The 24,063-nt window shown below is 71.3% G+C and carries 25 protein-coding genes; 10 read left to right on the forward strand and 15 right to left on the reverse strand.

The genetic code is table 11. The features are described from left to right. Positions 1–154: 154 nt before the first annotated feature. The gene (locus AUC44_RS10395) at positions 155–622 is read left to right on the forward strand and encodes a hypothetical protein (RefSeq protein WP_157445311.1); all 468 of its coding nucleotides are present in this window, start codon (positions 155–157) and stop codon (positions 620–622) included. Between the two features lie 22 nt (positions 623–644). Here AUC44_RS10395 and AUC44_RS10400 read toward each other — a convergent pair whose 3' ends face one another. The 4 genes from AUC44_RS10400 to AUC44_RS10415 all read right to left on the reverse strand — a co-directional run bounded on the left by AUC44_RS10400 (position 645) and on the right by AUC44_RS10415 (position 5,180). After that, a complete protein-coding gene (locus AUC44_RS10400; RefSeq protein WP_082689027.1) occupies positions 645–1,664 on the reverse strand; it encodes an alpha/beta hydrolase in 1,020 nt (339 codons plus the stop codon). A 50-nt stretch (positions 1,665–1,714) separates the two neighbouring features. Further along, positions 1,715–2,137 (reverse strand): hypothetical protein, encoded by a 423-nt coding sequence (locus AUC44_RS10405; RefSeq protein ID WP_062158569.1) that lies wholly within the window; start codon positions 2,135–2,137, stop codon positions 1,715–1,717. A gap of 58 nt (positions 2,138–2,195) precedes the next feature. Continuing rightward, the gene (locus AUC44_RS10410; RefSeq protein WP_062158570.1) at positions 2,196–3,404 is read right to left on the reverse strand and encodes an acyl-CoA dehydrogenase family protein; all 1,209 of its coding nucleotides are present in this window, start codon (positions 3,402–3,404) and stop codon (positions 2,196–2,198) included. A 105-nt stretch (positions 3,405–3,509) separates the two neighbouring features. Next, positions 3,510–5,180, reverse strand: a complete 1,671-nt coding sequence (locus AUC44_RS10415; RefSeq protein ID WP_062158571.1) for an acyl-CoA carboxylase subunit beta — start codon at positions 5,178–5,180, stop codon at positions 3,510–3,512. A gap of 156 nt (positions 5,181–5,336) precedes the next feature. Here AUC44_RS10415 and AUC44_RS10420 point away from each other — a divergent pair, with 156 nt between their 5' ends. From AUC44_RS10420 to AUC44_RS10425, 3 genes are all read left to right on the forward strand, one after another. After that, entirely contained in the window at positions 5,337–5,813 is a 477-nt protein-coding gene (locus tag AUC44_RS10420; protein WP_062158572.1) for a hypothetical protein, read from the forward strand. Continuing rightward, positions 5,762–5,977: a hypothetical protein gene (locus AUC44_RS16555; protein ID WP_157445312.1), complete on the forward strand. Its 216-nt coding sequence runs from the start codon at positions 5,762–5,764 to the stop codon at positions 5,975–5,977. Before AUC44_RS10420 ends, AUC44_RS16555 begins: the two co-directional genes overlap by 52 nt. A 66-nt stretch (positions 5,978–6,043) precedes the next feature. Then, complete coding sequence (locus tag AUC44_RS10425; protein ID WP_062158573.1) at positions 6,044–7,390, forward strand: cytochrome P450; 1,347 nt, start codon at positions 6,044–6,046, stop codon at positions 7,388–7,390. Positions 7,391–7,437: 47 nt separating this feature from the next. Here AUC44_RS10425 and AUC44_RS10430 read toward each other — a convergent pair whose 3' ends face one another. From AUC44_RS10430 to AUC44_RS10445, 4 genes are all read right to left on the reverse strand, one after another. Beyond that, on the reverse strand, positions 7,438–8,067 hold the full coding sequence (locus AUC44_RS10430) for a CoA transferase subunit B (protein WP_062158574.1): 630 nt from the start codon (positions 8,065–8,067) through the stop codon (positions 7,438–7,440). 191 nt (positions 8,068–8,258) lie between these two features. Beyond that, positions 8,259–9,185 carry an adenylyltransferase/cytidyltransferase family protein gene (locus AUC44_RS10435; RefSeq protein ID WP_062158575.1) on the reverse strand — a complete coding sequence of 309 codons (927 nt, stop codon included), beginning with the start codon at positions 9,183–9,185 and terminating at the stop codon, positions 8,259–8,261. Positions 9,186–9,318: 133 nt separating this feature from the next. Further along, positions 9,319–10,779, reverse strand: a complete 1,461-nt coding sequence (locus AUC44_RS10440; RefSeq protein WP_062158576.1) for a nicotinate phosphoribosyltransferase — start codon at positions 10,777–10,779, stop codon at positions 9,319–9,321. Then, on the reverse strand, positions 10,776–12,179 hold the full coding sequence (locus AUC44_RS10445) for an MFS transporter (RefSeq protein WP_335338661.1): 1,404 nt from the start codon (positions 12,177–12,179) through the stop codon (positions 10,776–10,778). The genes AUC44_RS10440 and AUC44_RS10445 overlap by 4 nt, the downstream gene beginning before the upstream one ends. A gap of 68 nt (positions 12,180–12,247) precedes the next feature. Here AUC44_RS10445 and nadE point away from each other — a divergent pair, with 68 nt between their 5' ends. Continuing rightward, positions 12,248–13,087, forward strand: a complete 840-nt coding sequence (nadE, locus tag AUC44_RS10450) for an ammonia-dependent NAD(+) synthetase (RefSeq protein WP_062158577.1) — start codon at positions 12,248–12,250, stop codon at positions 13,085–13,087. A gap of 57 nt (positions 13,088–13,144) precedes the next feature. Here nadE and AUC44_RS10455 read toward each other — a convergent pair whose 3' ends face one another. From AUC44_RS10455 to AUC44_RS10465, 3 genes are read right to left on the reverse strand one after another with little or no spacing between them, the layout of a single operon-like run. Continuing rightward, on the reverse strand, positions 13,145–13,843 hold the full coding sequence (locus tag AUC44_RS10455; RefSeq protein ID WP_062158578.1) for a CoA transferase subunit A: 699 nt from the start codon (positions 13,841–13,843) through the stop codon (positions 13,145–13,147). A 28-nt stretch (positions 13,844–13,871) separates the two neighbouring features. Beyond that, positions 13,872–14,603, reverse strand: coding sequence for an alpha/beta fold hydrolase (locus tag AUC44_RS10460; protein WP_082689029.1), 732 nt, complete (start codon positions 14,601–14,603; stop codon positions 13,872–13,874). Then, positions 14,596–15,606: an alpha/beta fold hydrolase gene (locus tag AUC44_RS10465; RefSeq protein ID WP_231724417.1), complete on the reverse strand. Its 1,011-nt coding sequence runs from the start codon at positions 15,604–15,606 to the stop codon at positions 14,596–14,598. Before AUC44_RS10465 ends, AUC44_RS10460 begins: the two co-directional genes overlap by 8 nt. A gap of 175 nt (positions 15,607–15,781) precedes the next feature. Between AUC44_RS10465 and AUC44_RS10470 the strand changes: the two genes are divergently transcribed. From AUC44_RS10470 to AUC44_RS10490, 5 genes are all read left to right on the forward strand, one after another. Next, a complete protein-coding gene (locus tag AUC44_RS10470) occupies positions 15,782–16,942 on the forward strand; it encodes an ABC transporter substrate-binding protein (protein WP_062158581.1) in 1,161 nt (386 codons plus the stop codon). An 87-nt stretch (positions 16,943–17,029) separates the two neighbouring features. Next, the gene (locus tag AUC44_RS10475; protein ID WP_062158582.1) at positions 17,030–17,890 is read left to right on the forward strand and encodes a branched-chain amino acid ABC transporter permease; all 861 of its coding nucleotides are present in this window, start codon (positions 17,030–17,032) and stop codon (positions 17,888–17,890) included. Then, a complete protein-coding gene (locus tag AUC44_RS10480; protein ID WP_082689030.1) occupies positions 17,887–18,876 on the forward strand; it encodes a branched-chain amino acid ABC transporter permease in 990 nt (329 codons plus the stop codon). Before AUC44_RS10475 ends, AUC44_RS10480 begins: the two co-directional genes overlap by 4 nt. After that, positions 18,873–19,658: an ABC transporter ATP-binding protein gene (locus AUC44_RS10485; protein WP_231724418.1), complete on the forward strand. Its 786-nt coding sequence runs from the start codon at positions 18,873–18,875 to the stop codon at positions 19,656–19,658. The genes AUC44_RS10480 and AUC44_RS10485 overlap by 4 nt, the downstream gene beginning before the upstream one ends. After that, complete coding sequence (locus AUC44_RS10490; RefSeq protein ID WP_062158583.1) at positions 19,655–20,413, forward strand: ABC transporter ATP-binding protein; 759 nt, start codon at positions 19,655–19,657, stop codon at positions 20,411–20,413. The genes AUC44_RS10485 and AUC44_RS10490 overlap by 4 nt, the downstream gene beginning before the upstream one ends. A 52-nt stretch (positions 20,414–20,465) precedes the next feature. Here the strand turns inward: AUC44_RS10490 and AUC44_RS10495 are convergent, their stop codons facing one another. The 4 genes from AUC44_RS10495 to AUC44_RS10505 are packed head-to-tail and all read right to left on the reverse strand — an operon-like array spanning position 20,466 to position 23,950. Then, the gene (locus AUC44_RS10495) at positions 20,466–21,692 is read right to left on the reverse strand and encodes a polysaccharide deacetylase family protein (RefSeq protein WP_197408530.1); all 1,227 of its coding nucleotides are present in this window, start codon (positions 21,690–21,692) and stop codon (positions 20,466–20,468) included. Further along, positions 21,689–21,994: a hypothetical protein gene (locus AUC44_RS16835; protein ID WP_197408531.1), complete on the reverse strand. Its 306-nt coding sequence runs from the start codon at positions 21,992–21,994 to the stop codon at positions 21,689–21,691. Before AUC44_RS16835 ends, AUC44_RS10495 begins: the two co-directional genes overlap by 4 nt. A gap of 59 nt (positions 21,995–22,053) precedes the next feature. Continuing rightward, positions 22,054–22,770: a hypothetical protein gene (locus AUC44_RS10500; RefSeq protein ID WP_197408532.1), complete on the reverse strand. Its 717-nt coding sequence runs from the start codon at positions 22,768–22,770 to the stop codon at positions 22,054–22,056. A gap of 19 nt (positions 22,771–22,789) precedes the next feature. Beyond that, entirely contained in the window at positions 22,790–23,950 is a 1,161-nt protein-coding gene (locus AUC44_RS10505; RefSeq protein ID WP_062158584.1) for a heparan-alpha-glucosaminide N-acetyltransferase domain-containing protein, read from the reverse strand. Between the last annotated feature and the right edge of the window lie 113 nt (positions 23,951–24,063).

Below are 24,063 nucleotides of genomic sequence, written 5' to 3' on the forward strand. Positions count from 1 at the left end.
GCCGGCCCAGATTACTGTCCTCTCCTGGCGCCCAGCCGCCGGAGGGCCCGGCAGTTCCTGTGCCTGTCCTCATCTTCTGCCCAGCCGTGCAGGGCGAACTCTCAGGCGGCCACCATGGGCAGCCTTTACCTTGACCTTCTCCCAGGAGGTCACCATGAATGCCCGTTCCATCACTGTTCTGACGGCACTGAGCATCACCGGACTGGCTGGCGCACAGTGCGTCAGAGCGCCCACGCACGCGTTCAACGGACTGGTGAAGATTCCCTACCCGTCCGGTGGCGGCGGCGCCCTGCTGCAACAGGCCTGCGACGCCGGAGCTCAGCAGTTGAAAGCGGAGATCATGGCGAACGCCCGGGCCAGGGGCGTTCCCGTGAAGTGGATCGAGATCTACGGCGCCCGCAACTGGAGCTCGACCTTCCACGACCTGATCTATAAGACCCGGTCCCTGGGCTACAGCCAGGCGGCGTACTCCAGGTACAACGCCCTCCCCAGCTCTCGCCTGAGTGGCTCAGAACTTCTCGTCTACGCCACGAAGGCGGGTAAGTACATCGCCATGAGTTCACAGCGAGAGGGGAACACGAGTGCCAGCACCACCGATGTCTTCGTGGTGTACGGGAACTGACTGAAAACCGCCCGGGACCTCTTCAGGACAGGCTCAGCCCGCTCCGCAGGGCCTTCAGGGCGGAGGCCGTGAATGCACGGGCAGCCGAGGAGTCCGGCGTGAAGCGCTCGAAGGCGTGGTACGCGCCGGGCACCTCCACGTACTCGCAGGGCACGCCCGCCGCCTGAAGTCGCTGGGCGTACTCGCGGTCCTCCGCGTGGAAGAGGTCGAGGGTGCCCACACCGATCCACGCGGGCGGCAGGCCGGTCAGGTCGGCGCGGCGGGCGGGCGCTGCGTACGCCGGGGCACTGTCCAGGCGCGGTGGGCGGCCCAGGTACGATGTCCAGCCCAGCACGTTCGACGCGGGCCGCCAGATGAACTCACCCCGCCCGGCGTGATCGGCGTTCAGGGCCGTGCGGTCGTCCAGCATGGGGTAGTACAGCAGCTGGAAGGCGGGCGTGACCTCGCCCCGGTCGTGCGCGAGTTGCGCCAGCGCGGCGGCCAGCCCGCCCCCGGCACTGTCCCCCACGAGCGCGATGCGGGCCGGGTCGATCCCCAGCGCCTCTGCGTCACGGGCCATCCACGTCAGGGCCGCGTAGCAGTCCTCCAGCGGGCCAGGGAACGGCGTGGCGGGTGCGAGGCGATACTCGACGCCCACCACGACCACACCAAGGTCCCGCGCGTACCCGGCGCTCTGCGGGTGGTACGCCGCCGCCGAGCCCGTCACGTACCCGCCCCCGTGAATGTTCAGGATCGCCGCCGCACCCGCCGCCAGGGTCGGGGGCCGGTACACGAACACCGTCACGTCCGGCGCCCCGGGCGGTCCCGGAATGCGCCGCTCCTCCACCGCCACCCCGTCCGGCAGCGCCGGAGCCTTCGCGCGGGCCTGCACCGCCTGCATCAACGCCACGACGCCCCGCGTGAAGGGCGGCGAACGGAACCGCACGAACGGAGAACGCAACTCCGGGTGCAGCTGAGCATACGAGGCGGCTCGGCGGGTCGAGAGGAACCAGGCGCCCAGCACCAGCGCCGCCCCACCACCCAACAATCTTCCGGGGTTCATGACTGATTGTGACACTGGGAGATCACCGGCAGGCTGACCGATTTGCGTGTTCAAGCGTGCAGCGCGAGGGTGACGTTCCAGAGCCGTCCCTCCTGAAGAGCGATCAGGGCTCCGGAGGGGGCACTCCAGAGTTGCCCCCCTCCCTCCTCATGCATCAGGGTGACGGGAATCCCCTGCGCCGCGCACCATCCCAGGAGATCGCCGGAGAAGGGGTCGAAGCCACACCAGTTCACGAGGTCGGACAGACCGTGCTGGGCGCTGGTTGTCACCTCGACGCTGTCGAGACGACCTTCGATGAACCAGAACACCAGATTGTTGCGCTGAAGGTGCGACACACCCTTCCCGGTTCGTATCGCACCGAACGGCACATGGAATCGCTCCAGCACATGCTCCAGCCGATCATCCGAACGAAGGGGGAGTTTCACTCTGGCCGTGAGCAGTGTTCGGAGGGACATGGTGTTGAGGCGCGGCACCCCTCCATGCTGGGCGCCGCGCCTCGGGTTGTCATCCGCACCCTGGCGGACACGGGGTTCAGTCCGCGAAGCGTTTGAGGACGTCGCGGCTGATGACGAGGCGCTGCACCTCGTCGGTGCCCTCGCCGATGCGGGTGAGGCGGTTGTCACGCCACATGCGTTCCACGGGGTACTCCTTGATGTAGCCGTACCCGCCGAGCATCTGGATGGCCTCGTCGCAGGCCTCGACGCCGACGGTGGTCGCGAAGAGTTTGGCGCGGGCGACGGGCACGGTGAAGTTCATGCCCGCGTCCTTGAGGTCGGCGGCCTTGCGGATGAGCAGGCGCGCGGCTTCCAGTTTGGTGTCCATGTCGGCGAGGCGGAACGCGAGGTTCTGGTTGTGCCCGATGGGTTTGCCGAACTGTTCGCGCTGGGTGGTGTAGCGGGCGGCGTACTCGAATGCGGCGCGGCCCAGGCCCAGGCCCATCGCGGCGATGCCGACGCGCCCGCCGTCGAGGACTTTCATGACGTCCTTGAAGGCGTTCCCACGCTCGCCCAGCAGCGCGTCAGCAGGGAGGTGGATGTCCTCGAAGATCAGCTGCGCGGTGTCGCTGCTGCGCAGGCCAAGTTTGTCTTCCTTGCGGCCGATGGAGAAGCCCTGCACCTCGTCGCGGTTGAACACGAACGCGCTGATGCCGTCGTTCTTGCCCTTGCCGGGGCGGGCGGCGTCGGTGCGGGCCAGGACGACGTACGTGCCGCCGACGCTGCCCTGCGTGATGAAGTTCTTGCTGCCGTTCAGGATCCACGAACCGTCGGGCTGCTCCTTGGCATTGCTCTGCATGCCGCCGCTGTCACTGCCGCTGCCGGGCTCGGTGAGGCCCCACGCGCCCAGTTTCTCCGCGCTGGCCAGGGCCGGGAGGAACTTCTGCTTCTGCGCCTCGGTCCCGCCGATCAGGATGTGCCCCTGGCACAGGCTGTTGTGCGAGGCGACCGTCAGGCACAGGCTGCCGTCCACGGCGGCGATCTCCTCGATGATCATCGCGAACGTCGCCGTGTCCAGCCCGGCCCCGCCGTACTCCTCGGGCGTCTGCGCGCCCATGATGCCCATCTCGCCCAGTTCACGGACGATCTGCATGGGGAACTCGCTCGTCTGGTCGCGCTCGGCCGCGCCGGGTTCCACCTTGTTCTTCAGGAAGCTCCGCAGCGCGCCGATGATGGTGCGCTGGTCATCGTTCATGGACTGCGTGTTCGGGTTGCTGACATCGGGACGGTTCAGGGTGCTGGTCATGGAATTCTCCTTCGGAGGGCAGATGGCGGATGGCAGATGGAGAGGGGTGGGGGTGTGGCTGGGGCGTTATAGGCCATAGGCCATCGGCCTTCAGCCATCCGCCCCCTACACCTGGAACACGCCGACGCGGAATTCGTCCTGGTGGGGGTTCTGCGCGCAGGCTTCGAGGGCGCGGATGAGGCGGTCGCGGGTGTCGTTGGGGGGGATGATCTCGTCGACCCAGAGGCGGGCGGCGGCGTAGCGGGGGTCGAGTTCGGTGTCGTACTTGCTCTTGACCTCGTCGTAGAGGCGCTGGAGTTCCTCGTCGTCGGGCTGGTGGCCGCTGCGCTTCAGGGCCGCGAGCTGGATGTCGAGCAGGGTCTTGGCGGCGGCGTTCCCGCTCATGACGGCGTACTTGGCGCTGGGCCACGCGAACAGGAAGCGGGGGGCGTAGGCCTTGCCGTTCATGGCGTAGTTCCCCGCTCCGAAGCTGCCGCCGGTGATGATGGTGATCTTGGGGACGACGGTGTTGGACACGGCGTTGACGAGTTTCGCGCCGCGCCGGATGATGCCTTCCTGTTCGCTGTCGCGCCCGACCATGAAGCCGGTCACGTCGCTCAGGAACACGAGGGGCACGCCGGCCTGGTTGGCGTCCATGATGAAGCGGGCGGCCTTGTCGGCGCTGTCGCCGTAGATGACGCCGCCGACCTCGATGCGGGTGCGCAGGCCGGGTTCGCCGCCGCTCTTGAGTTTCTTCTTGATGACGGTGCGCTGGTTCGCCACGAACGCCACGGGGTAGCCACCGGCGCGGGCGAAGCCGCACACGAGCGTCTCGCCGTACTCGGGTTTGAACTCGTGGAACTCGCCGCCATCGACCAGGGCGGTGATGAGGTCGCGCACGTCGTACGTCTTGCTGCCGTCGAAGCCGACGAGGTCGGTGAGGTCGCGTTCCGGGGCGGGCAGCGTCTCCTTGCGGCGTCTGGCAAAGGGGGCGCTTTCGCCCTGCGCGTACAGGTCGGCCAGCGCGCGGATGCGCCTCAGTGCGGCGGCGTCGTCGGGTTCCTTGTAATCCACGGTCCCGGCGATGGAGGCGTGCATGCCCGCCCCGCCGAGGTCCTCACTGTCCACGACCTGTCCGATGGCAGCCTTCACCAGCGCAGGTCCGGCGAGGTACAGCCCCGAGCCCTCGGTCATGATCAGGGTGTCGCACATGACGGGCAGGTACGCGCCGCCCGCCACGCAGTTGCCCATGATCGCGGCAATCTGCGGGATGCCGCGCGCGCTCATGCGGGCGTTGAGGTAGAACACGCGGCCGAAGTCGTCCTGATCGGGAAAGATCTCGTCCTGCATGGGCAGGTACACGCCGGCACTGTCCACGAGGTACACGACCGGGAGGTGGTTTTCCAGCGCGATGGTCTGCGCGCGGATGACCTTCTTCGCGGTGATCGGGAAGAACGCGCCGGCCTTCACGGTGGCGTCGTTGGCGATGATCATCCAGGGGCGGCCCTGGATGGTGCCGATGCCGGTGACGGTCCCGCCGGACGGGCAGCCGCCGACATCCTGATACATCTCCCAGCCGGCGAAGGTCATCAGTTCGTCGAAGGGGGTCCCATCGTCGATGAGCTGGCGGATACGTTCGCGGGCGGTGAGGCGGTTCTTGTCGTGCTGGCGCTGCTGGGCCTTGGCGCCGCCACCGGCGTGGACGGTCAGGCGGTCGGTGACGAGGCGTTCCAGGGCGTCCTGCCACGCGCTACGGGTCGGGGGCGCCGGGGGGGCGCTGGTGTCGGGCTGGGTCATTGTTGCCGCCAGTCTAACAAACGCTCGTTAGGGGTGTGTGGGATACCCGGCGCTGTCCGGCCCTCAGCGGACTGCAACGGCGGCGCAACGGTGCCCGTTGCAGGCTGGCCGCACAGACGCTTCAGTCCCAGTCCCCGGCGTCTCCAAGGAGCACCCATGCGTCACCTCACGACCCTGCTGGCCCTGACCGCCCTGTCCATCGCCGCCGCCGCCCCCGTGACCCTCACCCTGAACGGGCAACCCACCACCGTGAACACCAGCGTCATCGGCGGGGTGACGTACATCAAACTGGCCGACCTTCAGAAAGTCCTGGCGGCGCAGGGCGGCGCGAACGCGAAGGCCAGCGTGACCGGCTGCGTGAACGAGTGGCTGTTCAACGGCATCTGGCGCCTGCGCGTCACGAAGGTCACGCCGTTCCACAACAACCCGTACGGCGACGGGTACGCCGTCACGGTCGAGGTGAAGAACGGCACCACGCAGACCCTGACCCTGGATGACGCGGGCATTCACTACAACAGCGCGCGGAACCTGACCTTCGCCGACGGCGACAGCTGGGCGAAGATGACCCTGGGCGTGGGCGCGTGGCAGGACAAGACCTACGCGAAACTGCCGCAGGGCACGGGAACGGTCTAACCTTCCAGATCTTCCCGGAGGAGAAACTGGACGCCGCTGCCGTCGCCGCCGCGACCCCCCAGAAGTTCCTGTTCGAGGTGGACCCGAAGCTGGACAGCAGCGTCAAGGCGCGCTTCTCGGTGCTGGACCCGAGTTTCCGGGTGGACCTGACCTGCCGCAAGTGACCCCCCAGGGGGGAGGCGGGAGACACCAACCCACACCGCCGACCGGGTGTCAGACTGGAGGTCACTGTGACTGCTTCCTCTCCCCTGCCGCCCGGCCCCCGCACCTCGCCGCTGCGCTCCGCGCTGGACCTGCGCCGCGACCCGCTGGGGTACCTGCGCCACCTGCGCGCCGCGTACGGGGACGCCTTCCGCGTGCGGATCGGCCCGCGCGAGGTGCTGATGGTCACGCACCCGGACGCGGCGCGCGAGGTCCTGGTCACGCAGGCCGCGCGGTTTCGCAAGGGACGCGGCATCCAGAAGATGCAGGACTTCCTGGGCACCGGCCTCCTGACCGCCGAGGGGCAGACGTGGCGCACCCACCGCCGCCTGATGCAGCCCTCCTTTCACCGCGCGGCGCTGAGCGGTATGGCAGACGACATCGTGCAGGCGACCCGGCCCACCCACGCGGCCCTGCTGAAGGCCGCCGACTCCGGGGCGGGGCTGGAGGTGGGCGGCGAGATGCTGCGCGTCACGCTGCGCGCCGTGGCGTCGGTCCTGTTCGGCACCGGCCTGACCGACGAGGAACTGGCCGTGGTGGAGGCCGAACTGCCGCCCCTGCTCGATCACACGGCCAGTCGCGTGCGCTCGGTGGTGGACCTGCCGCGCTGGCTGCCCACCCCGGCCGGGCAACGCTCGGCAGCGGCCAGCCGGGCGCTGGACGCCATCGTGGCGCGCATCATCGCCGCGCGCCGCGCCGAGCAGGAGGCCGGCGCCCCGGGGAACGACCTGCTGGGCTTGCTGCTCGCCGCCCGCGACGAGGAGGGCGGCGGCCTGAGTGACCGCGAACTGCGCGACGAGGTCATGACCCTGTTCCTGGCCGGGCATGAGACGACCGCGAACACCCTGACGTTCCTGCTGCTGCTGCTCTCGCGCCACCCCGAGGTGCAGGCCCGCGTGCAGGCCGAACTGCGCGGGGTACTGGGGGACCGCGACCCCACCGCCGCCGACCTCCCGCGCCTGCCGCTGCTGCACGCCTGCATCCAGGAGACGCTGCGGCTGTACCCGCCCGCGTGGCTGGTGCCCCGGCAGGCGACCGCCCCGGTCCGCGTGGCGGGCTTCGACCTGCCGGAAGGCGCGGCGGTGTCGGTGTGCATCTACCTGCTGCAGCGGCACGCGGCGTACTGGCCAGATCCCAACGCCTTCGTGCCGGACCGCTGGCTGCGCGGCGAACGCACCCCGGACGCGTTCATGCCGTTCGGCTTGGGGCCGCGCATGTGCATCGGGAACAACCTCGCGCTGATGGAGGCGGGGCTGATCGCCGCGCTGCTGCTGCGGGACGTGCGCGTGACCGTCCCGGACGGCGGCCCCACCGGCCTGAACGCGGGCGTGACCCTGCGCCCGGACGGCCCGGTGACCGCCGTGTTCCACCGCTGAACGACGACCGGCCCCGGCGTGACACCAGGGCCGGTCGCCTGAACGGGTTACGCGTGGATGGGCGCGCCGGTCTTCGCCTGCAACTCCTCCAGCGTCACGCCCGGGGCGAGTTCCACCAGTTTCAGGCCATCCGGCGTGACGTCCAGCACGCCCAGGTCTGTGATGATGCGGTTCACGACCGCCTGCCCGGTCAGCGGCAGGGTGCAGTCGGGCAGGATCTTGTGCGCGTCCCCTTTGGCGACGTGCTCCATGAGGACCACGACGCGCTGCACGCCCGCCACGAGGTCCATCGCGCCGCCCATGCCCTTGACCATCTTGCCGGGAATCATCCAGTTCGCCAGGTCACCCTTCTCGCTGACCTGCATGGCGCCCAGGATCGCGAGGTTCACGTGCCCGCCGCGGATCATGGCGAAACTGTCCGCGCTGGAGAAGAAACTCGCGCCGGGCAGCGCCGTGACGGTCTGCTTCCCGGCGTTGATCAGGTCGGGGTCCACCTGCTCCTCGGTGGGGAACGGCCCGATGCCGAGCAGGCCATTCTCGCTTTGCAGCATGACGCTCACGCCGCCTGGGATGTGGTTGGCGACCAGGGTGGGCAGGCCGATGCCCAGGTTCACGTAGTAGCCGTCCTGCAGTTCACGGGCCGCGCGGGCAGCCATCTCGTCTCGGGTCCAGGGCATGGGTGACCTCCTTGAAGTCAGTGGGGGGTGGGCTTGTGAAAGTCAGGGGCAGCTTGCGGCGCGGGTTGCCGGGGTGTCAAGCCGCCGGGCCCGCTGGAATGGACAGGGCCATCATGCCCGGCGCCCGTCACAGGCCCGTTTCAGACAGGCGGATGGCCGATGGAGGATGGCTGATAGGCAGCCTCTGCCTGTCACGCGCGACTGCGGCCCGCCCCAACCTCCAGCCTCCGCCGGAGGATGACGTGGTGGTCCTCGAAGAACTGCCGGGGCCGCGCCAGCGCCCGCGCGAGGGCCACGGGGCGGGTGCCGGGCGGCGGCGCGGCCACGCGGACGACGTGCGCGGTGGTCGGCACGCCCAGCGAGCGGGCCGGGTGGGCGAACACGGCGGCCCCTGCGGGCCGCGCCTCCGGGGACAGGGGCGTGGCGGGCAGCGTCCACAGGCCCGCACCGACCGGGCCGGGGCGGCGGGCCAGCCACACGCAGTCCTCGCCGTGCTCGCGGGACAGGTGCAGGTCGAGGCGCTCGTGACGGGGCGTGCCGTCCCAGGCGGCCAGTTCGGCCTGGAGGGCCATCCACTCGGCGCGCAGGCGGGTGAGCGCGGGGGTGTCCCGGAAGCGGGTCAGGAACGCGGCGACCGTCGGGGGCAGGTGGGCGGGCACCTCGTCCCGTTCCAGCAGGGCTCGGCGCACCGCCGTGGCGTTCAGCACGCCTTCCTGCGCCGTCACGGGTGGGCTGGGGTCGAGGGTCCAGTCGGGAAACCAGTGCAGGTAGCTGCTGCTGGCGTCCTTCTCGAAGCCGGTCAGGTGGACCGGGGCGTCCCCGGCCTCCGCCCGCGCGAGCTGCCGCACGTGCGCCGCCCAGCGGGTCGCGTCGAACTCGTCCGGGAGGGGCCGCAGGGTCACGCGGCCCGGCGGGACTCCAGACTCGCGCAGCGCGGCGCGGATCATCCCGGCCCGTTCGCGCGGCGTGAACGGATTGCGGGCGCTGCGGGCGAGGTTCGCGCTGCCCAGCAGCACCAGCAGCCGACCGTGCCGGTCCAGGGCCGCGTGCATGGTGTGCAGGTGCCCGGCGTGCGGCGGCTGGAAGCGGCCCACGTACACGGCCAGCGGGCCGGTCATACGGACTCCGGTTGAATGGGCTGCAAAGCCCATGCAATCCGAGCGGATGCGAGTGGGAGCGGGGCGGGTTCCGGACGTGGAGCCGGCAATCTGGTGACGTTCCGGATTGTTGGCGAAACAGACGGAATCCGTATCACAGCCCGTGGCGGTCGCGCAGGGTGGCGATCAGCGCGTCGCGCCGCGCCTGGAGTGCGGCACCCAGACTCACGTGGTAGCGGTGCGGGTTCAGGAGGCGGCGGGTGCCTTCAGGCAGCGCGGCGATCTCCGCGCGGGCGCGGGCCTGGAGGTCGGTCAGCGGTTCGGGCGCCTGGCGGCGCACGCCGCCGTCCATGACGACCACGCGCGGGTCGGTCCAGGTCAGTCCGGCGGGCACGCGGCGCGACCCGAGGGGGTTGGTGGGGTCGCTGACACGCTCGCCGGGCTGCGGCGCGGGGTCGTCCAGGCCCGTGATGACGTCCATGACCAGTCCGCCCTGCTCGGTGCGGGCGCGCCAGACGCGTTTGTCGCCGGGCACGCTGGCCTTGGCGGGGTCCCCGGTGAGTTTCATGCGGTCCTGCCCGCCCAGCGCCACGAGCTTGAACACGCCGCCCAGCGCGCCGCCGCCCTCGCCGCCGCCCGTGGCGAGCTGGGTGCCGACGCCGTACACGTCCACCCGGCCGCCGCCCTTGATGACGCTCTCGATCACGAATTCGGACAGGTCGTTGCTGGCGACGATCTGCACGTCCGGGAACCCCGCCCCGTCGAGCGCGGCGCGCACCTGCGCGGACAGGTACGCGAGGTCCCCGCTGTCCAGCCGCACGCCGCGCAGCTCGTGCCCGGCCGCGCGCAGTTCCCGCGCGACGGTCAGGGCGTTTGGGAGACCGCTGCGCAGCGTGTCGAAGGTGTCCAGCAGCAGCGTGGTGGCGTCCGGGTACAGCGCGGCGTAGGCGCGGAAGGCGTCCAGTTCGGTGGGGAACGCCTCGACCCAGGCGTGCGCGTGCGTGCCGGTGGCGCGCAGGCCGTAGCGGGCGGCGGCCTCGACGTTGCTCGTGCCGGTGGCCCCGCCGATCACGGCGGCGCGCGTGGCGCCCAGCGCGCCGTCCGGGCCCTGGGCGCGGCGCGCGCCGAACTCCACGACCTCGCCCCCGTGCGGGCTGGCCTGCGCGGCGGACACCAGCCGGGCGGCCTTCGTGGCGATCAGGGTCTGGAAGTTCAGGACGTTCAGCAGCGCCGTCTCGACGAGCTGCGCCTCCCACAGCGGCCCGCGCACGGTCAGCAGCGGTTCGTGCGGGAAGACCACGCGGCCCTCCGGGAAGGCCGTGACCTGCCCGCTGAAGCGCCAGCCGCGCAGGGCGCCCAGGAAGGCGGGGCGGAACAGACCGGTGCCCTCCAGGTACGCGAGGTCCCGGTCCGTGAAGCGCAGGCCCTCGAGCGCACTCAGGGCCGGGTCCAGTCCGGCCCACACCGCGTACCCGCCGTGAAACGGCGCGCGGCGGCAGTACAGGTCGAAGGTGGCGGTCTGGGTGTGCAGGCCGGCCTCGTGGTAGCCCTGCATCATCGTGAGCTGGTAGAGATCGGTGAACAGCGCCGATCCCAGCGGTGAGGCGTCGTTCATCCCTGCTCTCCTTCGGGAATGGGCTGACCACGCGGTTCCAGCCCGGTGGCCCACACGCACCCGGCCGAGATGATAAACGACGCGGCGAACACGGTCAGCGCCTGTTCCAGATTGCCGCTGAGCAGCAGCCCGCCCGCCACGGGCGAGACCAGACTGCCCAGCCGCGCGGCGGCGCTGACCGTGCCCATGCCACTGGCGCGCAGGGTGGTGGGAAACACCTCGGCCGCGAAGGCGTACAGCGCGCCCCACGCTCCCAGCAGCGAGAACGACAGCGCCCCCGAGGCCAGCAGCGACCAGGCCGGGCTGTCGGAGAGCAGGAACAGGTACGCGCCCGCCGCGCTGGCGAGCATGAAGGCCAGCAGGGTCGCGCGGCGGCCCACCCACTCGACGAGCAGACTGGCGAGCAGGTACCCGGGCACCTGCGCCAGGGCCAGCAGCATGGTCGTCCGGTACGCCTCGCCCAGGTCCACGCCCTGCGTGCGCAGGTGGGTGGGGAGCCAGGAGAAGATGCCGTAGTACCCCAGGCTCATGCCGAACCACGTGAGGCTCAGCAGCAGCGTCCGGTCGCGCAGGCGGGGCGCCAGCAGCGCCGCCCAGCGGGGGGGCCGCGCGGGCACGTGGCGGGGCGCCAGCAGCGGTCCGGGCGGCAGGGGACGGCCGCTGAGCTGCGCGACGCGGGCCAGGGCGGCGCGCGCCTCGGGCAGCCGGCCGCGGGTCAGCAGCCAGCGGGGAGAATCCGGCACGCCAGTCCGCACGAGCAGGCCGACCACGCCGGGCAGCGCCGCGATGACCACCAGGACCCGCCAGCCCTCCTGCGGGGGCAGCAGCTGGCCCAGCAGGTACGCCAGCGCGCCGATCAGCAGCGTCCCGATCGCCCAGAAGCCCTCGGTGAGGACCAGGAAGCGTCCGCGCACGCGCCGGGGAACGAACTCGGCCATCAGGGCGTAGTCCACGGCCATGGTGCCGCCGATGGCGAAGCCGGCCAGCACCCGCGCGATCACCAGCACCCAGATGTTCGGGGCCATGGCGCCCACCAGACCGAAGATCACGCCGGCCAGCACCGTGAACAGGAACACCGGGCGGCGCCCGTGCAGGTCGGCCTGCCGGCCCCAGAAGGGCGCGCCGATCAGCATGCCCGCGAACGTCGCCGAGAGCAGCATGGTGGCGCCCAGCGCGCCGGGCGGCAGGCCGAAGGTGGCGTTCACGCCCGGCAGCGCGAAGCCCATCAGCAGGACCTCCATGGCGTCGGCGGCGAAGGTCAGGCCGCAGATGAGCAGCAGCCGGATCTGGAACGGCCCGACCCCCAGCGCCTCGATCACGCCGTCCACGGTCAGGGTGCCGGGGGTGGGCGCGGCCTGCACGTCGTCCGGGAGTTGCAGTCGCGTGGGCCGCTCGGTCACCCGTTCAGTGTAGAGCGTTCCTGTGCGCCCACCTGCGCCACCTGAGCGCATCTGGAATACTGCGCGGCATGAGCATGCAGCAGATCATCCGGCGTGAACTGGGCGTCCAACCCGAGATCGACCCGGCGGCGGAGGTCGAGCGCCGCGTGGCGTTCCTGTGCGCGTACCTGCGGGCGTCGGGCACGCGGGGCTTCGTGCTGGGGATCAGTGGCGGGCAGGACAGCACCCTGGCGGGGCGGCTGTGCCAGCTGGCCGCCGAGCGTCTGCGCGCCGACGGGACCGAGGCCACGTTCGTGGCTGTTCGCCTGCCGTACGGCGTGCAGGCCGACGAGGCGGACGCGCAGCGCGCCCTGGCGTTCATCCGACCCGATCAGAGCGTGACCGTGAACGTGAAGGGTGCCGTGGACACCGCCTCGGGTGCCGCCGCCGCCGCGCTGACCGAGGCCGGGGCGGGCGGCGAGCTGCGCGACTTCGTGCGGGGGAACATCAAGGCCCGCGAGCGGATGGTCGCGCAGTACGCGCTGGCCGGGCAGCTGAACCTGCTCGTGGTGGGCACCGATCACGCCGCCGAGGCGGTCACGGGCTTCTTCACGAAGTACGGGGACGGCGGCGTGGACCTGACCCCCCTGACCGGCCTGAACAAACGCCAGGGTGCGCAGCTGCTGGAACACCTGGGCGCGCCCCGCGAGACGTGGCAGAAGGTGCCCACCGCCGACCTGGAAGACGACCGGCCCGGCCTGCCCGACGAGGTCGCGCTGGGCCTGACGTACACCCAGATCGACGACTACCTGGAAGGCAAGCCGGTCGCGCCGGAGGTGGCGCAGAAGCTGGAGCGCCTGTACCGCGTCACCCGCCACAAGCGCGCCGTGCCGGTCACGCCCTTCGACGGGTGGTGGCAGGAGGCGTAGACGGACCGGGGGTCACACGGGGTAGACGTTCCCGCGTGACCTCCCCTGCGACCGGACCTACCCGGCGCGGACGGTGCGCTGCTCGATGCGCTTCTCGGGCGTGGCGTTGAGCACGACGCGCTGCACGAAGATGCCGGGGGTGTCCACGTCGTCCGGGTCGATCTGACCGATCTCGACGATCTCCTCGACCTCCGCGACCGTGACCCGGCCGCAGGTGGCGGCCATCGGGTTGAAGTTGCGGGCGGTCTTGCGGTACACGAGGTTCCCGGCGCGGTCGGCCTTCCAGGCCTTCACGAGCGCCACGTCGGCCACGATGCCGCGTTCCAGGATGAACGTCTGGCCGCCAAAGTCCTTGTGTTCCTTGCCCTCGGCGACGGTGGTGCCCACGCCGGTCTTCGTGTAGAAGCCGGGGATGCCCGCCCCGCCGGCGCGCATGCGTTCGGCCAGCGTGCCCTGCGGCGTGAATTCCAGTTCGAGTTCCCCGGCGAGGTACTGGCGTTCGAATTCCTTGTTCTCGCCGACGTAGGAGCTGATCATCTTGCGGATCTGGCGGGTCTGGAGCAGCAGACCCAGGCCCCAGCCGTCCACGCCCGCGTTGTTGCTCACGGCGGTCAGGTTGGTGGCCCCGCTGTCGCGCAGGGCCAGGATGAGCTGTTCGGGAATGCCGCACAGGCCGAAGCCCCCCACGGCGATGGTCTGGCCGTCGGCCACGATGTCTGCAAGCGCCGCGTTGGCGTCGGGGTACACCTTGTTCATGTTGGCTCCAGTGTAGAACGAACGGTCGTTAGGACGCGGGGAGGGTGTCCAGGAATCCCTCCAGCAGCGCGCGGAAGGCCGCCGGGTCCTCCTGCGGGAAGCCGTGCCCGCGCCCGGGCAGGACGGTGGCGGCCGTGCCCAGCGCCGCCGCCTGCGCGCGCACGAGGCCAGGGGTGATCAGGGCGTCCAGTTCGCCCCCCAGCACCAGCGTCGGCAGCCCCGCCAGCCGCGCGGCGTCCACCTGCCACCCGGCCAGCGCGCGGGCGTTCCCGCTGTAGTGCGTGGCGGCCATGTTCGCCCCGTCGGTCAGCAGGTCCGCGAAGTTCGCCGGTCGACCGGAGGGAAACAGCGCGCCCAGGCTGGCCTCCAGCAGAGCGGGCGTGGTGCGCAGCAGCTCCAGCACCGGGTAGTGCTCCTCGGGCGTGACCAGCCCGCTCAGGGGTGCGCTGGCCGCCAGCACCAGCCCCGACAGGGCCTGCGGGTCACGCGCTGCGACATCCAGCGCCACCGCGCCGCCCAGCGAGTGGCCCAGCAGCGCGGGCCGCGTGACGCCCTGCGCGCGCAGCCACTCCTGCACCCAGTCCGCATACGCCCCGATGGAGACGGGACCCGAATGCGGCGTGCCCGCGAAACCCGGCAGGTCAGGGGCGAGCACCCGCCACCCGGCCGGCGGCGCGGCGAGCAGGTCCACCCACCAGCGGGACGAGGCGAAATTACCGTGCAGGGCCACCAGGGTGCGGGTCACGCCTTCATCAGACATGGCGCACCTCCGCCGCGTCCAGTGCGGGCGGCAGCGGCGCCGTGTCCATCAGGTCCCGCAGGGCGTCCTCGAAGGCGGCAGTGTCGGTCAGGCCGCCCAGGTGCCCGCGCGGCGAGTCGAACTCCAGGTGGGTGTGCGCCACGCCCGCCGCCTGCGTCTGCGCGGCGAAATCGCGCATCTCGGCGGCCGGGAAGAACTGGTCGCCGCGCACGTTCACGCTCAGCAGCCGCGTGCCCTGTTCGCGCCAGCGGCGGCACAGGTCGTCCAGCGGGGCCACCTCCAGCAGATCGTGCGTCTGCACGGCCCGGCCGATGTCCAGCACGTGGCTCAGGTCGGCGGTCGCGGTGCGCGTGCGCAGGTAGGCGTCCACGTCCGTGTCCCGGAACAGCAGGTCCACGCCGTCCGCGCCCAGCCCGAAGAAGGTGATCAGGCGCAGCGTCTCGCGCAGCGCCCCGTCCGGCTCGCCCTGCGCCGCCGCGTGCAGGAGCGGGCCGAACACGCCGCGCAGCACCGGCCCCGCGACCGGGCTGCTCACGACCGCCGCCACGCGCGGCGCCAGCGCCGGGGTGCGCGCCGCCCACTGTAGGGCCTGCATCCCACCGAAGCTGGGCCCCACCACCGCGTGCCAGTGCGGCGCCCCCAGAGAGCGCAGCAGCCCGCACTGCGCCCCGTGCAGGTCGGCCATCGTCCACGCTGGGAACCGCTCCCCCCAGGGCTGCCCGTCCGGGTGAGGGGTGGCCGGGCCGGTCGTGACCACCTCTGGGTCGCGCACCTGCACGTTCCCGGGCGTGTTCAGGCACGCCACGTAGAACCGGTCGGTGTCCAGCGCGCGGCCCGGGCCGATCAGGGCGTCCCACCAGCCGGGCGTCCCGTCGGGCTGCTCGCCAGCGGCGCGCATGGTGCCGGTGTAGTGATGACAGACCAGCACGGCGTTGTCCCGCGCGGCGTTCAGTTCACCCCAGGCCCGGCCGCCCAGGCGCAGCGGCACCGTCTGGCCCGCCACGGTCAGGTCACCTCTCAGTTCAAAGGCGCCAGGTGATTCTCCTGGCATCCACGTCCACGGACTGTCTCGCATCGCGGTTCAGGCTAGGCGCGGGGCGTCACGGGGCGGTTACACGCCCGGTCAGCGGCGGGTGTAACGCGCGTGTGACGGCCCGGCCCTACACTGCGCAGCGAACATGAAAACACTCCTGATGACGGGCGTTCTGCTCGCGCTGTCTGGCGCGGGCGCAGTGAAGGTCGGCGTGCTGCTTCCCCTGAGCGGGGCGGGCAGCGTGTCCGGCCAGGCCGCAAAAAACGGGTACCAGCTGGCGCTCGACGAGATCAACCGGGCGGGCGGCGTGCTCGGCAAGCCCCTGGAACTGGAATTCGCCGATGACGGCAGCGCGCCCGCCAAGGCCGTGCCGGAATTCGTGAAGCTCGTGACGGTCGAGAAGGTGGACTTCATGGCGGGCGGCGTGAGCAGCGCCACCAGCATCGCCATCAGCGGGCCCGCCAAGCAGTACAACACCTTCATGGCCTGGATCGGCGCGGCCGCCGTGCCCGTCGAGGACGCCTTCGCGGACCACCCGTACTTCTTCCACTACCACCCCTGGTCGTACTACAACTTCGAGGCGATCCTCGGGTACTTCAAGTACCTCAAGACGTACAAGAAGGCCAAGAACATCGCCATCGCGTACGAGGACGGCCCCTTCGGCAGCGCGGGCATCGACGCGACCGTGGACGCCTTCAAGAAGGCCGGGTTCAACGTCGTCATGACCGAGAAGTTCAAGACCGGCAGCGGCAACTTCGGCCCGCTGGTCAGCAAGGCCAAGGCCGCCAGGCCCGACATCCTGTACTGGGTCGGCTACGACACCGACGCCCTGCCCCTGGCGACCGAGATCAAGCAGCAGAACCTGCAGCTGGGCCTGCTGTACGGCACGCCCCCCAGCTGGCCCGTGGGCTTCGAGAAGAACAGCCTCGCGGACAACGTGGCGGGCCTGAGCCTGTGGCTGTCCACCAGCCCCAACAAGGACAGCCGCACCTTCGTCGCCGCGTACAAGAAGAAGTACGGCACGGTCACCGACGAGTACTTCGCGCCGCTGGCGTACGTGAACCTCAAGACGCTGGCCGCCGCGATCAACCGCGCGGGCACGACCGACAAGGCCAAAGTCGCCGCCGAGATGGCCAGGACGAACGTGTCCACGCCGTTCGGGCAGCTGACCTTCAGCCCCAGCCTGAAAACGAAGTACCAGGGCTTCAAGGCCGGGAACTGGCTGCACTTCCAGTACCTCGGGGACGCGCGCGTGCCGGTCTTCCCGATCAAGTTCGCGCAGAAACCCATGGTGTACGGCAAGTAACGAGGTCACTCGCCCGGACCGTCCGGGTTCTGAGCGGGGGTCGTCCTGTGTCGCCTTGGACGACCCCCGGTCTGTTGGAGGAACGAGATGGACTTATTTGTGCAGACGCTGGTCAACGGCCTGCTCCAGAGTGGCCTGTACGCGCTCGTCGCGTCGGGGCTGGCGCTGGCGGTGGGCGTGGTCGGCATCGTGAATTTCGCGCATGGGGAATACCTGATGATCGGGGCGTTCCTGGCGTGGGCGGGCAGCGCCTTCCTGGGTGTCGATCCGCTGCTGAGCCTGCCGGTGATCGCGGTCGCCGTGTTCGCCATCGGGGCGCTGACGTACCGCGTGAGCATCCGGCACGTGCTGCTCGCGCCGGAACTGAACCAGATGCTGCTGACCTTCGGGCTGGGCATCCTGCTGCAGAACCTCGCGCTGATGCTGCTGGGCGGCAACACCCGCACGGTCACCACGCCGTACCAGGCGAGCAGCCTGCAACTGGGTGACCTGAGCGTGGGCGGCCCGAAGGCGCTGGCGTTCGGACTGGCGGCGCTGCTGCTGGGCGCGCTGTACGTGGTGCTGTACCGCACGACGCTGGGCCGCCAGATGCGCGCCGTGGCGCAGAACCGCCGGGGCGCGCAGCTGATCGGCATCAACGTGGACCGCGTGTACCTGATCGCGTTCGGCGTGAGCTGCGCCCTGGCGGCGGTGGCGGGCGTGCTCGTGAGCGTGCTGCTGTTCGCGTCCCCGACCGTGGGGCTGGTGTTCGCGCTGAAGGCCTTCGCGATCATCGTGATGGCGGGCCTGGGGAACCTGACGGGCGTGCTGTGGGCGTCGGTGCTGCTGGGCGTCAGCGAGGCGCTGGTGCAGACGTACGTGCCGGGCGGCGGCGGCTGGAGTGACGCGGTGTTCTTCCTGATGATCTTCGGGACGCTGGTGCTGCGCTCCTTCCGGGGGGCGAAATGAGCGCCCGTCAGGCCGAGGCCGGCGCACCCGTGCGCGCGGCGCCGCGCCGCGAGATCACGCCGGGCGCCGCGCTGCCCCTGCTGGGGTTCCTGCTGCTGGCGGCGCTGTTTCCGTTCCTGCCGCTGGGTACCCGCGCGGAGTTCCTGTTGCAGATCGCGTTCTTCACGCTGGTGGCGGGCATCATGGCGCTGTCGTGGGACATCCTGGCGCGCAGCGGGCAGGTAAGCCTCGCGCACGCGGCGTTCTACGGGCTGGGTGCGTACGGGTACGCGCTGCTGCTGAAAGCGGGCCTGCCGTGGCTGCTGGCCATGCCAGTCGCGGCCATCATGGCAGGCGGCGTGAGCCTGATTCTGGGCGCGGTCACCATGCGTCTGAGCGGCATGTACTTCGCGATCGCCACGCTGGCCTTCACGGAGGTGGTCCGCACGATCATCCAGAACCTCCCCGAGAGCGTCGCGGGCGGCGCGACCGGCCTGCTCGTGCCCGCGCTGCTGGGCGGGAACAGCCGCGCGCAGTACTTCCTCGCGTGGGGCCTGCTGGCCTTCACGGTGCTCGTCAGTCTGGCAGTGCGCCTGACGCGGCTGCACTTCGCGTTCGCCGCGATCCGGCAGGGCGAGGAAACGGCGCGGGTGCTGGGCGTGAGCATCGTGCGCTTCAAGCTGCTGGCGTTCTTCATCAGCTCGTCGCTGGCGGCGCTGGCGGGCGTGCTGTACGCCGGGAAGACGTTCTTCATCAACCCGCTGGAGACCTTCAGCCTGGCGAACTCCATCGCGCCGCTGACCACCTCGATCTTCGGGGGTCTGTACACGACGCTGGGGCCGGTGCTGGGCGCGACTGTGCTGCGCGTGGCCGAGGAACTGCTGCATGGCAGCGTGAAGAACGGTTACCTCGTCGTGTACGGACTGGTGCTGATGCTGAGCATCCTGTGGCTGCCGCGCGGCCTGATGGGCCTGCGCCGCAACAAGAAGCATGGAGGTGACCTGTGACCGCTGCCACCACATCCGGGGGCGCCTTCTCCCCCACTCCGCAGGGCACCGAGGTGCTGCGTGCCGAGGGCCTCTCGAAGCGTTTCGGGGGTCTGAAGGCCGTGCAGGACGTGTCGTTCACGCACCATCAGGGTGAGATCCTGGCGGTGATCGGGCCGAACGGGGCGGGCAAGACGACGCTGCTGAACCTGCTGTCCGGCGTGTACCGCCCGTCGGCGGGACGGCTGCACCTGATGGGCCGCGACGTAACGGCACTGCCCATGGAGGCCCGCTGTCACGCCGGGCTGGGCCGCGCGTTCCAGATCGTGCGTCCCTTCCCGGAGATGACCGTGCACGAGAACGTCACGGTGGGCGCGCTGTTCGGCAAGCCCGGTCAGCGCCTGCCGGAGGCGCGCGAGCGGGCCTGGGCGCTGCTGGAACGCACCGGGCTGGCCGCGCACGCCGACAAGGCCGCGCATGAACTGACGCTGCTGCAGGACAAGCGGCTGGAGGTGGCGCGCGCCCTGGCGACCAACCCCAGCGTGCTGCTGCTGGACGAGGTGATGGCGGGCCTGCGTCCCGGCGAGGCGCAGGAGGCCGTGGCGCTCGTGCGCGGCGTGCGCGAGAGCGGCGTGAGCGTGCTGTTCATCGAGCACATCATGCCGGTCGTGCGGGATCTGGCCGACCGGGTGGTCGTGATGGATCAGGGGCAGGTGCTCGCGCAGGGCACCTACCGCGAGGTGACGGCCGACCCGCGCGTGGTCAGCGCGTACCTGGGCACGGAAGAAGGATTACAGGCATGACCGACACACTGCATCGGACGACCCCCGCAGCGAATGACGTGGGGCAGGAATTGAGGATCGAGGGTCTGGCCGCCGGGTACGGGAAGGTGCAGGTGCTGTGGGACGTCTCGCTGCACGCCGCGCCGGGCGAGTTCGTGGCGGTGATTGGCGCGAACGGGGCGGGCAAGACCACCACGCTGCGCGCCGTGAGTGGCGTCGTGAAACCCAGCGCGGGCCGCATCACGCTGGGCGGCGTGGACATCACGCGGGCCGAACCGAGCCGCGTGGTGGCGCTGGGCCTGGGGCACGTCCCGGAAGGCCGCGAGCTCTTCCCGCACATGACGGTCCGCGAGAACCTGGATCTGGGCGCGGCCATGAGCGCCGCCGCCCGCGCACGCGCCGCCGAGACGCTGGGCGAGGTGTACGCGCTGTTCCCCCGGTTGCAGGAACGCGCGGGGCAGCTGGCGGGCACGCTGTCGGGCGGGGAGCAGCAGATGGTCGCGGTGGGCCGCGCGCTGATGGCCCGCCCCAGCGTGCTGGTCGTGGACGAACCCAGCCTGGGCCTGTCGCCGCTGATGACGCAGACGGTGTTCGAGGCGCTGAAGGCCGTGAACGCGCAGGGCGTGACGGTCGTGCTCGTCGAGCAGAACGTGAACCTCAGCCTGAAGCTGGCGCACCGGGCGTACGTGCTGGAGAACGGGCAGGTCGTGGGGGAGGGCACGGGCGCGGCGCTGCTGGCCGACCCGGCGGTGCGTGAGGCGTATCTGGCGCTGTGAGCGAACAGCAGGGGCGGGAGGGGACGATTACACGTCCCCTCCCCTTTTTCTGTTATTTCGGGAGGCCGCCGACGGTGGTCAGGGCCACGCCCTCCTGCCGGGCGTAGCGCAGGAAGTCCCGCAGCACATCGAGCATCTGCGGCGCGTTGTCGTGCAGCAGCACGATCCCGCCCGCATGCAGGTGGGCGCGGTAGCGGCGTTCCAGGACGGTGTCGCCGGGGTTCTGGAAGTCGCCGGGATCGTCCGTCCAGAACACGGTGGTCAGGCCCGCGTCGCGCGCCGCCTGGAGGGTCGCGGGCGTGTACTCACCGCCGGGCGGGCGGAAGTAGCGCACGGGTTTGCCGGTCAGGTCGCGCAGCAGGGCGTCGGTGCTCTGGAGTTCGTCCTGCACGGCGGCCGGGCTCAGGGGTGGCAGGCGGACGTGGTGGTAGGTGTGGTTGCCGACCTCGTGGCCCTGGGCGGCCATGTCGCGCACGAAGTACGGGTACGCCTGGGCGTTGCGGCCGATCACGAAGAACGTGGCGTGCGCGCCGCTGCGGCGCAGCAGGTCCAGCAGCAGCGGTTCAAACAGCGGGTGGGGCGCGTCGTCGAAGGTCAGGGCGGCCAGATCCGTGGTGCCCCGGCGGGCGCGGTACAGCAGGCCGCCGTGTTCGCCACCGGCGACCTGGGCGGTGGTGTCGCGCAGCCGCGCGCGGTTCTGGGCGGTCAGGGGCGCGGCCGGGTCGGTGGTGAGGGTCGGGGTGGTCTCGCGCACGCGGTCGGCGGGGCGCGGGGCGACGGCGGCGGGGCCGGGGTTGACCCAGGCGCGCTCGTACGCGCCGTGTCCGGCGGCCCAGGTCTGGAAGTCGGTCAGGCGGGCGCGGGGCACGCTGGCGGTCAGCAGGGGCAGCGGCCCGCCGAAGCCGCCGTAGCTGCCCGCGTCGTACACGCTGACGTCCACCTCGGTCAGGTCGGGGCGGGCGGCGAACACGCGCTGCACGGCCGTTTCGGCCAGGGTGCGGGCCTGGGGGTGCTGCGCGGCGTTCAGGGTCAGGATGGCGTGCGCCACCGTGATGAACCCGTTGCTGAGCACGTTCACGGTATGCACGTACGGCAGGGCGGGCGTGAGGGTCAGGGTGGGCAGTTCCGGCGCGGCGCGCGTGCCGGGCGCGACCGGTTGAATCTGGCCCGGCAGCGCGGCCAGCACGAGTGCGTGCGTGGTGGCCGTGCTGGCCTGGGCGGCGAGGGTCAGCGTGGCCAGCAGGGCGAGCAGGGGACGGGCGGGGCGGGTGGGGTTCAATGGGCACTCCGGGTCAGCAGGGCGAGGATCGGGGCGGGCAGGTCCAGGAAGCGGCCGGTCGTGTCGGCCCACTTCAGGTTGGCCTGCATCCCGGCGGGCGTGTGGCCCTGGGCGGCGTACAGGGTGGCGGCGGCGCGGTACTGGGTGCGGGCCGCTCCGGTTTGGCCTTCCTTGCGCAGGGTGGTGCCCAGCACGCTGGCGGCCAGGGCGTTGCGGGGTTCCTCGGTCAGGGCGCGGCGCAGCAGGGTCTCGCTGGTCTTCAGGCCCTGCGGGGTGCTGCGCCCGGTGCCGGTACCCAGCACCCCGCCCACGGTGCGTTCGGCCCGGTAGTAGTCGTACTGCGAGCGGAGGTACGCGAGGCTCAGGAATCCCAGGCCCGCGCCCGGTACGCGGCCCCCCCGTCTGCCCGGGCGTAGGCGGTCATGCGGTCGCCCTGGAAGGTGGGGGTCACGAAGCGCCACGCGCCGTCCACGCGGGCCAGCAGGCCCTGGTGCCGCGCGAAGGGCGTGGGTTCGCTGGCGTCCACCTGCACGTCCCCGCCGGGCAGGCGCAGCACGCTGGTCACGTGCCCGAGGTTGCTCTCCTGCCCGGTCTGGCTCTTCCAGACCATGACCAGTCCGGCGTCCAGGCCCGCGCGCTGGAGCAGGGCGGCGATGATGGTGCTCTGGAGCAGGCACTGCCGCTCGCCGTACAAGGCGGTGGCGGCGAACTCGTAGCCGCGCTCCAGGCTGAAGCGCGGGATGCTGGCCTTGACGTAGCGGTGCGCCCAGGCGGCGGTGTCCAGCGCCAGCTGGTCGTGCGCGGCGCCCCTCAGACCCTTCAGGTGGGCGCGGCGGGCGTCCAGCGCGGCGCCCAAGGTGGCCTGTCCCTCCAGCTTCACGCTCTGGCGGGCGTAGGCGGTCGTCAGCCAGTCCTCGAAGGTGCCCTTCAGCCCGGCGCGGGCGTACGAGTCGGCCGCCAGGGCGCGGAAGGCGGGGCCGCCCAGGTGCAGGTCGGCGGGCACTGTGGGGGGTGGGGCGGCGTGGGCCGGGGCAGCCAGCAGGGCGAGCAGGGTCAGGGATGTCAGGAGTCGGTTCATGGGGACCTCGTGCGGGGGGTCAGAGTTTCAGGATGAGGTCGCGGCGGGCCATCCAGGCCAGGCCCAGCCAGACGGCGGCGACGTAGCCCAGGGTGTACGTCCAGCCGCCGCCGACCGCGCCGAGGTGCCGCTGCGCGAGGGTCAGCAGGGCCGCGCCCATGGGCTGCGCGCTCCCCGCCCAGGTCACGCGCCAGTCCTGCAGGATCCAGACCTTGATCAGGATGGGCAGCACGTACCCGGCCAGGGCGTTGCGGCCCGGGATGGTCAGCGGGGCCAGCAGCGCCGCGCCGCGCGGCACGCGGCCCGAGTCGGCGATCAGCCAGGTCAGCAGCAGGGCCAGGGTGCCCAGGCCCGCCGCGTACAGGATGTACGGGGGTGTCCAGAGGGTCTTGCTCAGCGGCAGGTGCCCGCTGGCCGCCCAGCCGAAGCCCGCGGCGCTCAGGATCAGGCCCAGGCCCAGCAGTTTGGCGGGCGCGCGCGGGTCGCGCACGGACAGGACGCGCGCGGCGACACTGCCCAGCAGCACGAGCGCGGTGGTGGGAATCACGGAGAGCAGGCCGCGCAGGCCCAGCGGGTTCAGGACGGCGTCGTTCAGGGCCTGCACGGGGTTGCTGGTCTCACTGACCACCCCCACCCCGCCGGGGTGCGCGCCGAGTGTCAGGAACGCGGCGTACCCGGCGAGCAGCAGCGCCGCGATCAGCAGGCGGGTGCGGCTACGCAGGTCGCCGGGCAGCGCGGCGAACAGGGTGGCCAGCGCGATGAGTTGCAGCACCCCCAGCCCCAGCGTGAGGTGGTGGGTGGTGACGCTCGTCTCGAAGGCGCCCAGCAGGTACAGCAGCGCGGCGCGTTCCAGCAGGCGGCGGGTGCGGGCCGCGCCGGTCAGGCCCGCGCGGGTCATAGCGGCCTGCGAGAACGGCAGGGCCGCCCCGGCGCAGTAGAGAAACCACGGGAAGACGAGGTCCGTGAGGGTCAGCCCGCCGAACGGCGCGTGCATGAGCTGCTCCGGCGTGGCGCTGCCCAGCGCGACGTTGTTCACGAGCAGCATGAGCAGCACGGTCGCGCCGCGGAAGGCGTCCAGTGCGGTCAGGCGGGGCCGCGCGGCGCGGGGTGGGGCGCCGCCCTGGAGGTCGGGGGTGGGATCGCTGTGGCCGGTGGTGGGGGGCGGGGCCGGGAGCGTCATGCGCGCACGCTAGTCCTCTCATGAGCCGCGCAGGTGACTGAAATTTCCGGGTTGGGTGAGTCGTGTGAGCCACCCCCACAGGGCGCGCTGAACAGGCGTTCAGCACGGCGAAA

The organism is Deinococcus actinosclerus (genome assembly GCF_001507665.1).
In the GTDB taxonomy this organism is placed as follows: Bacteria; Deinococcota; Deinococci; order Deinococcales; family Deinococcaceae; genus Deinococcus; species Deinococcus actinosclerus.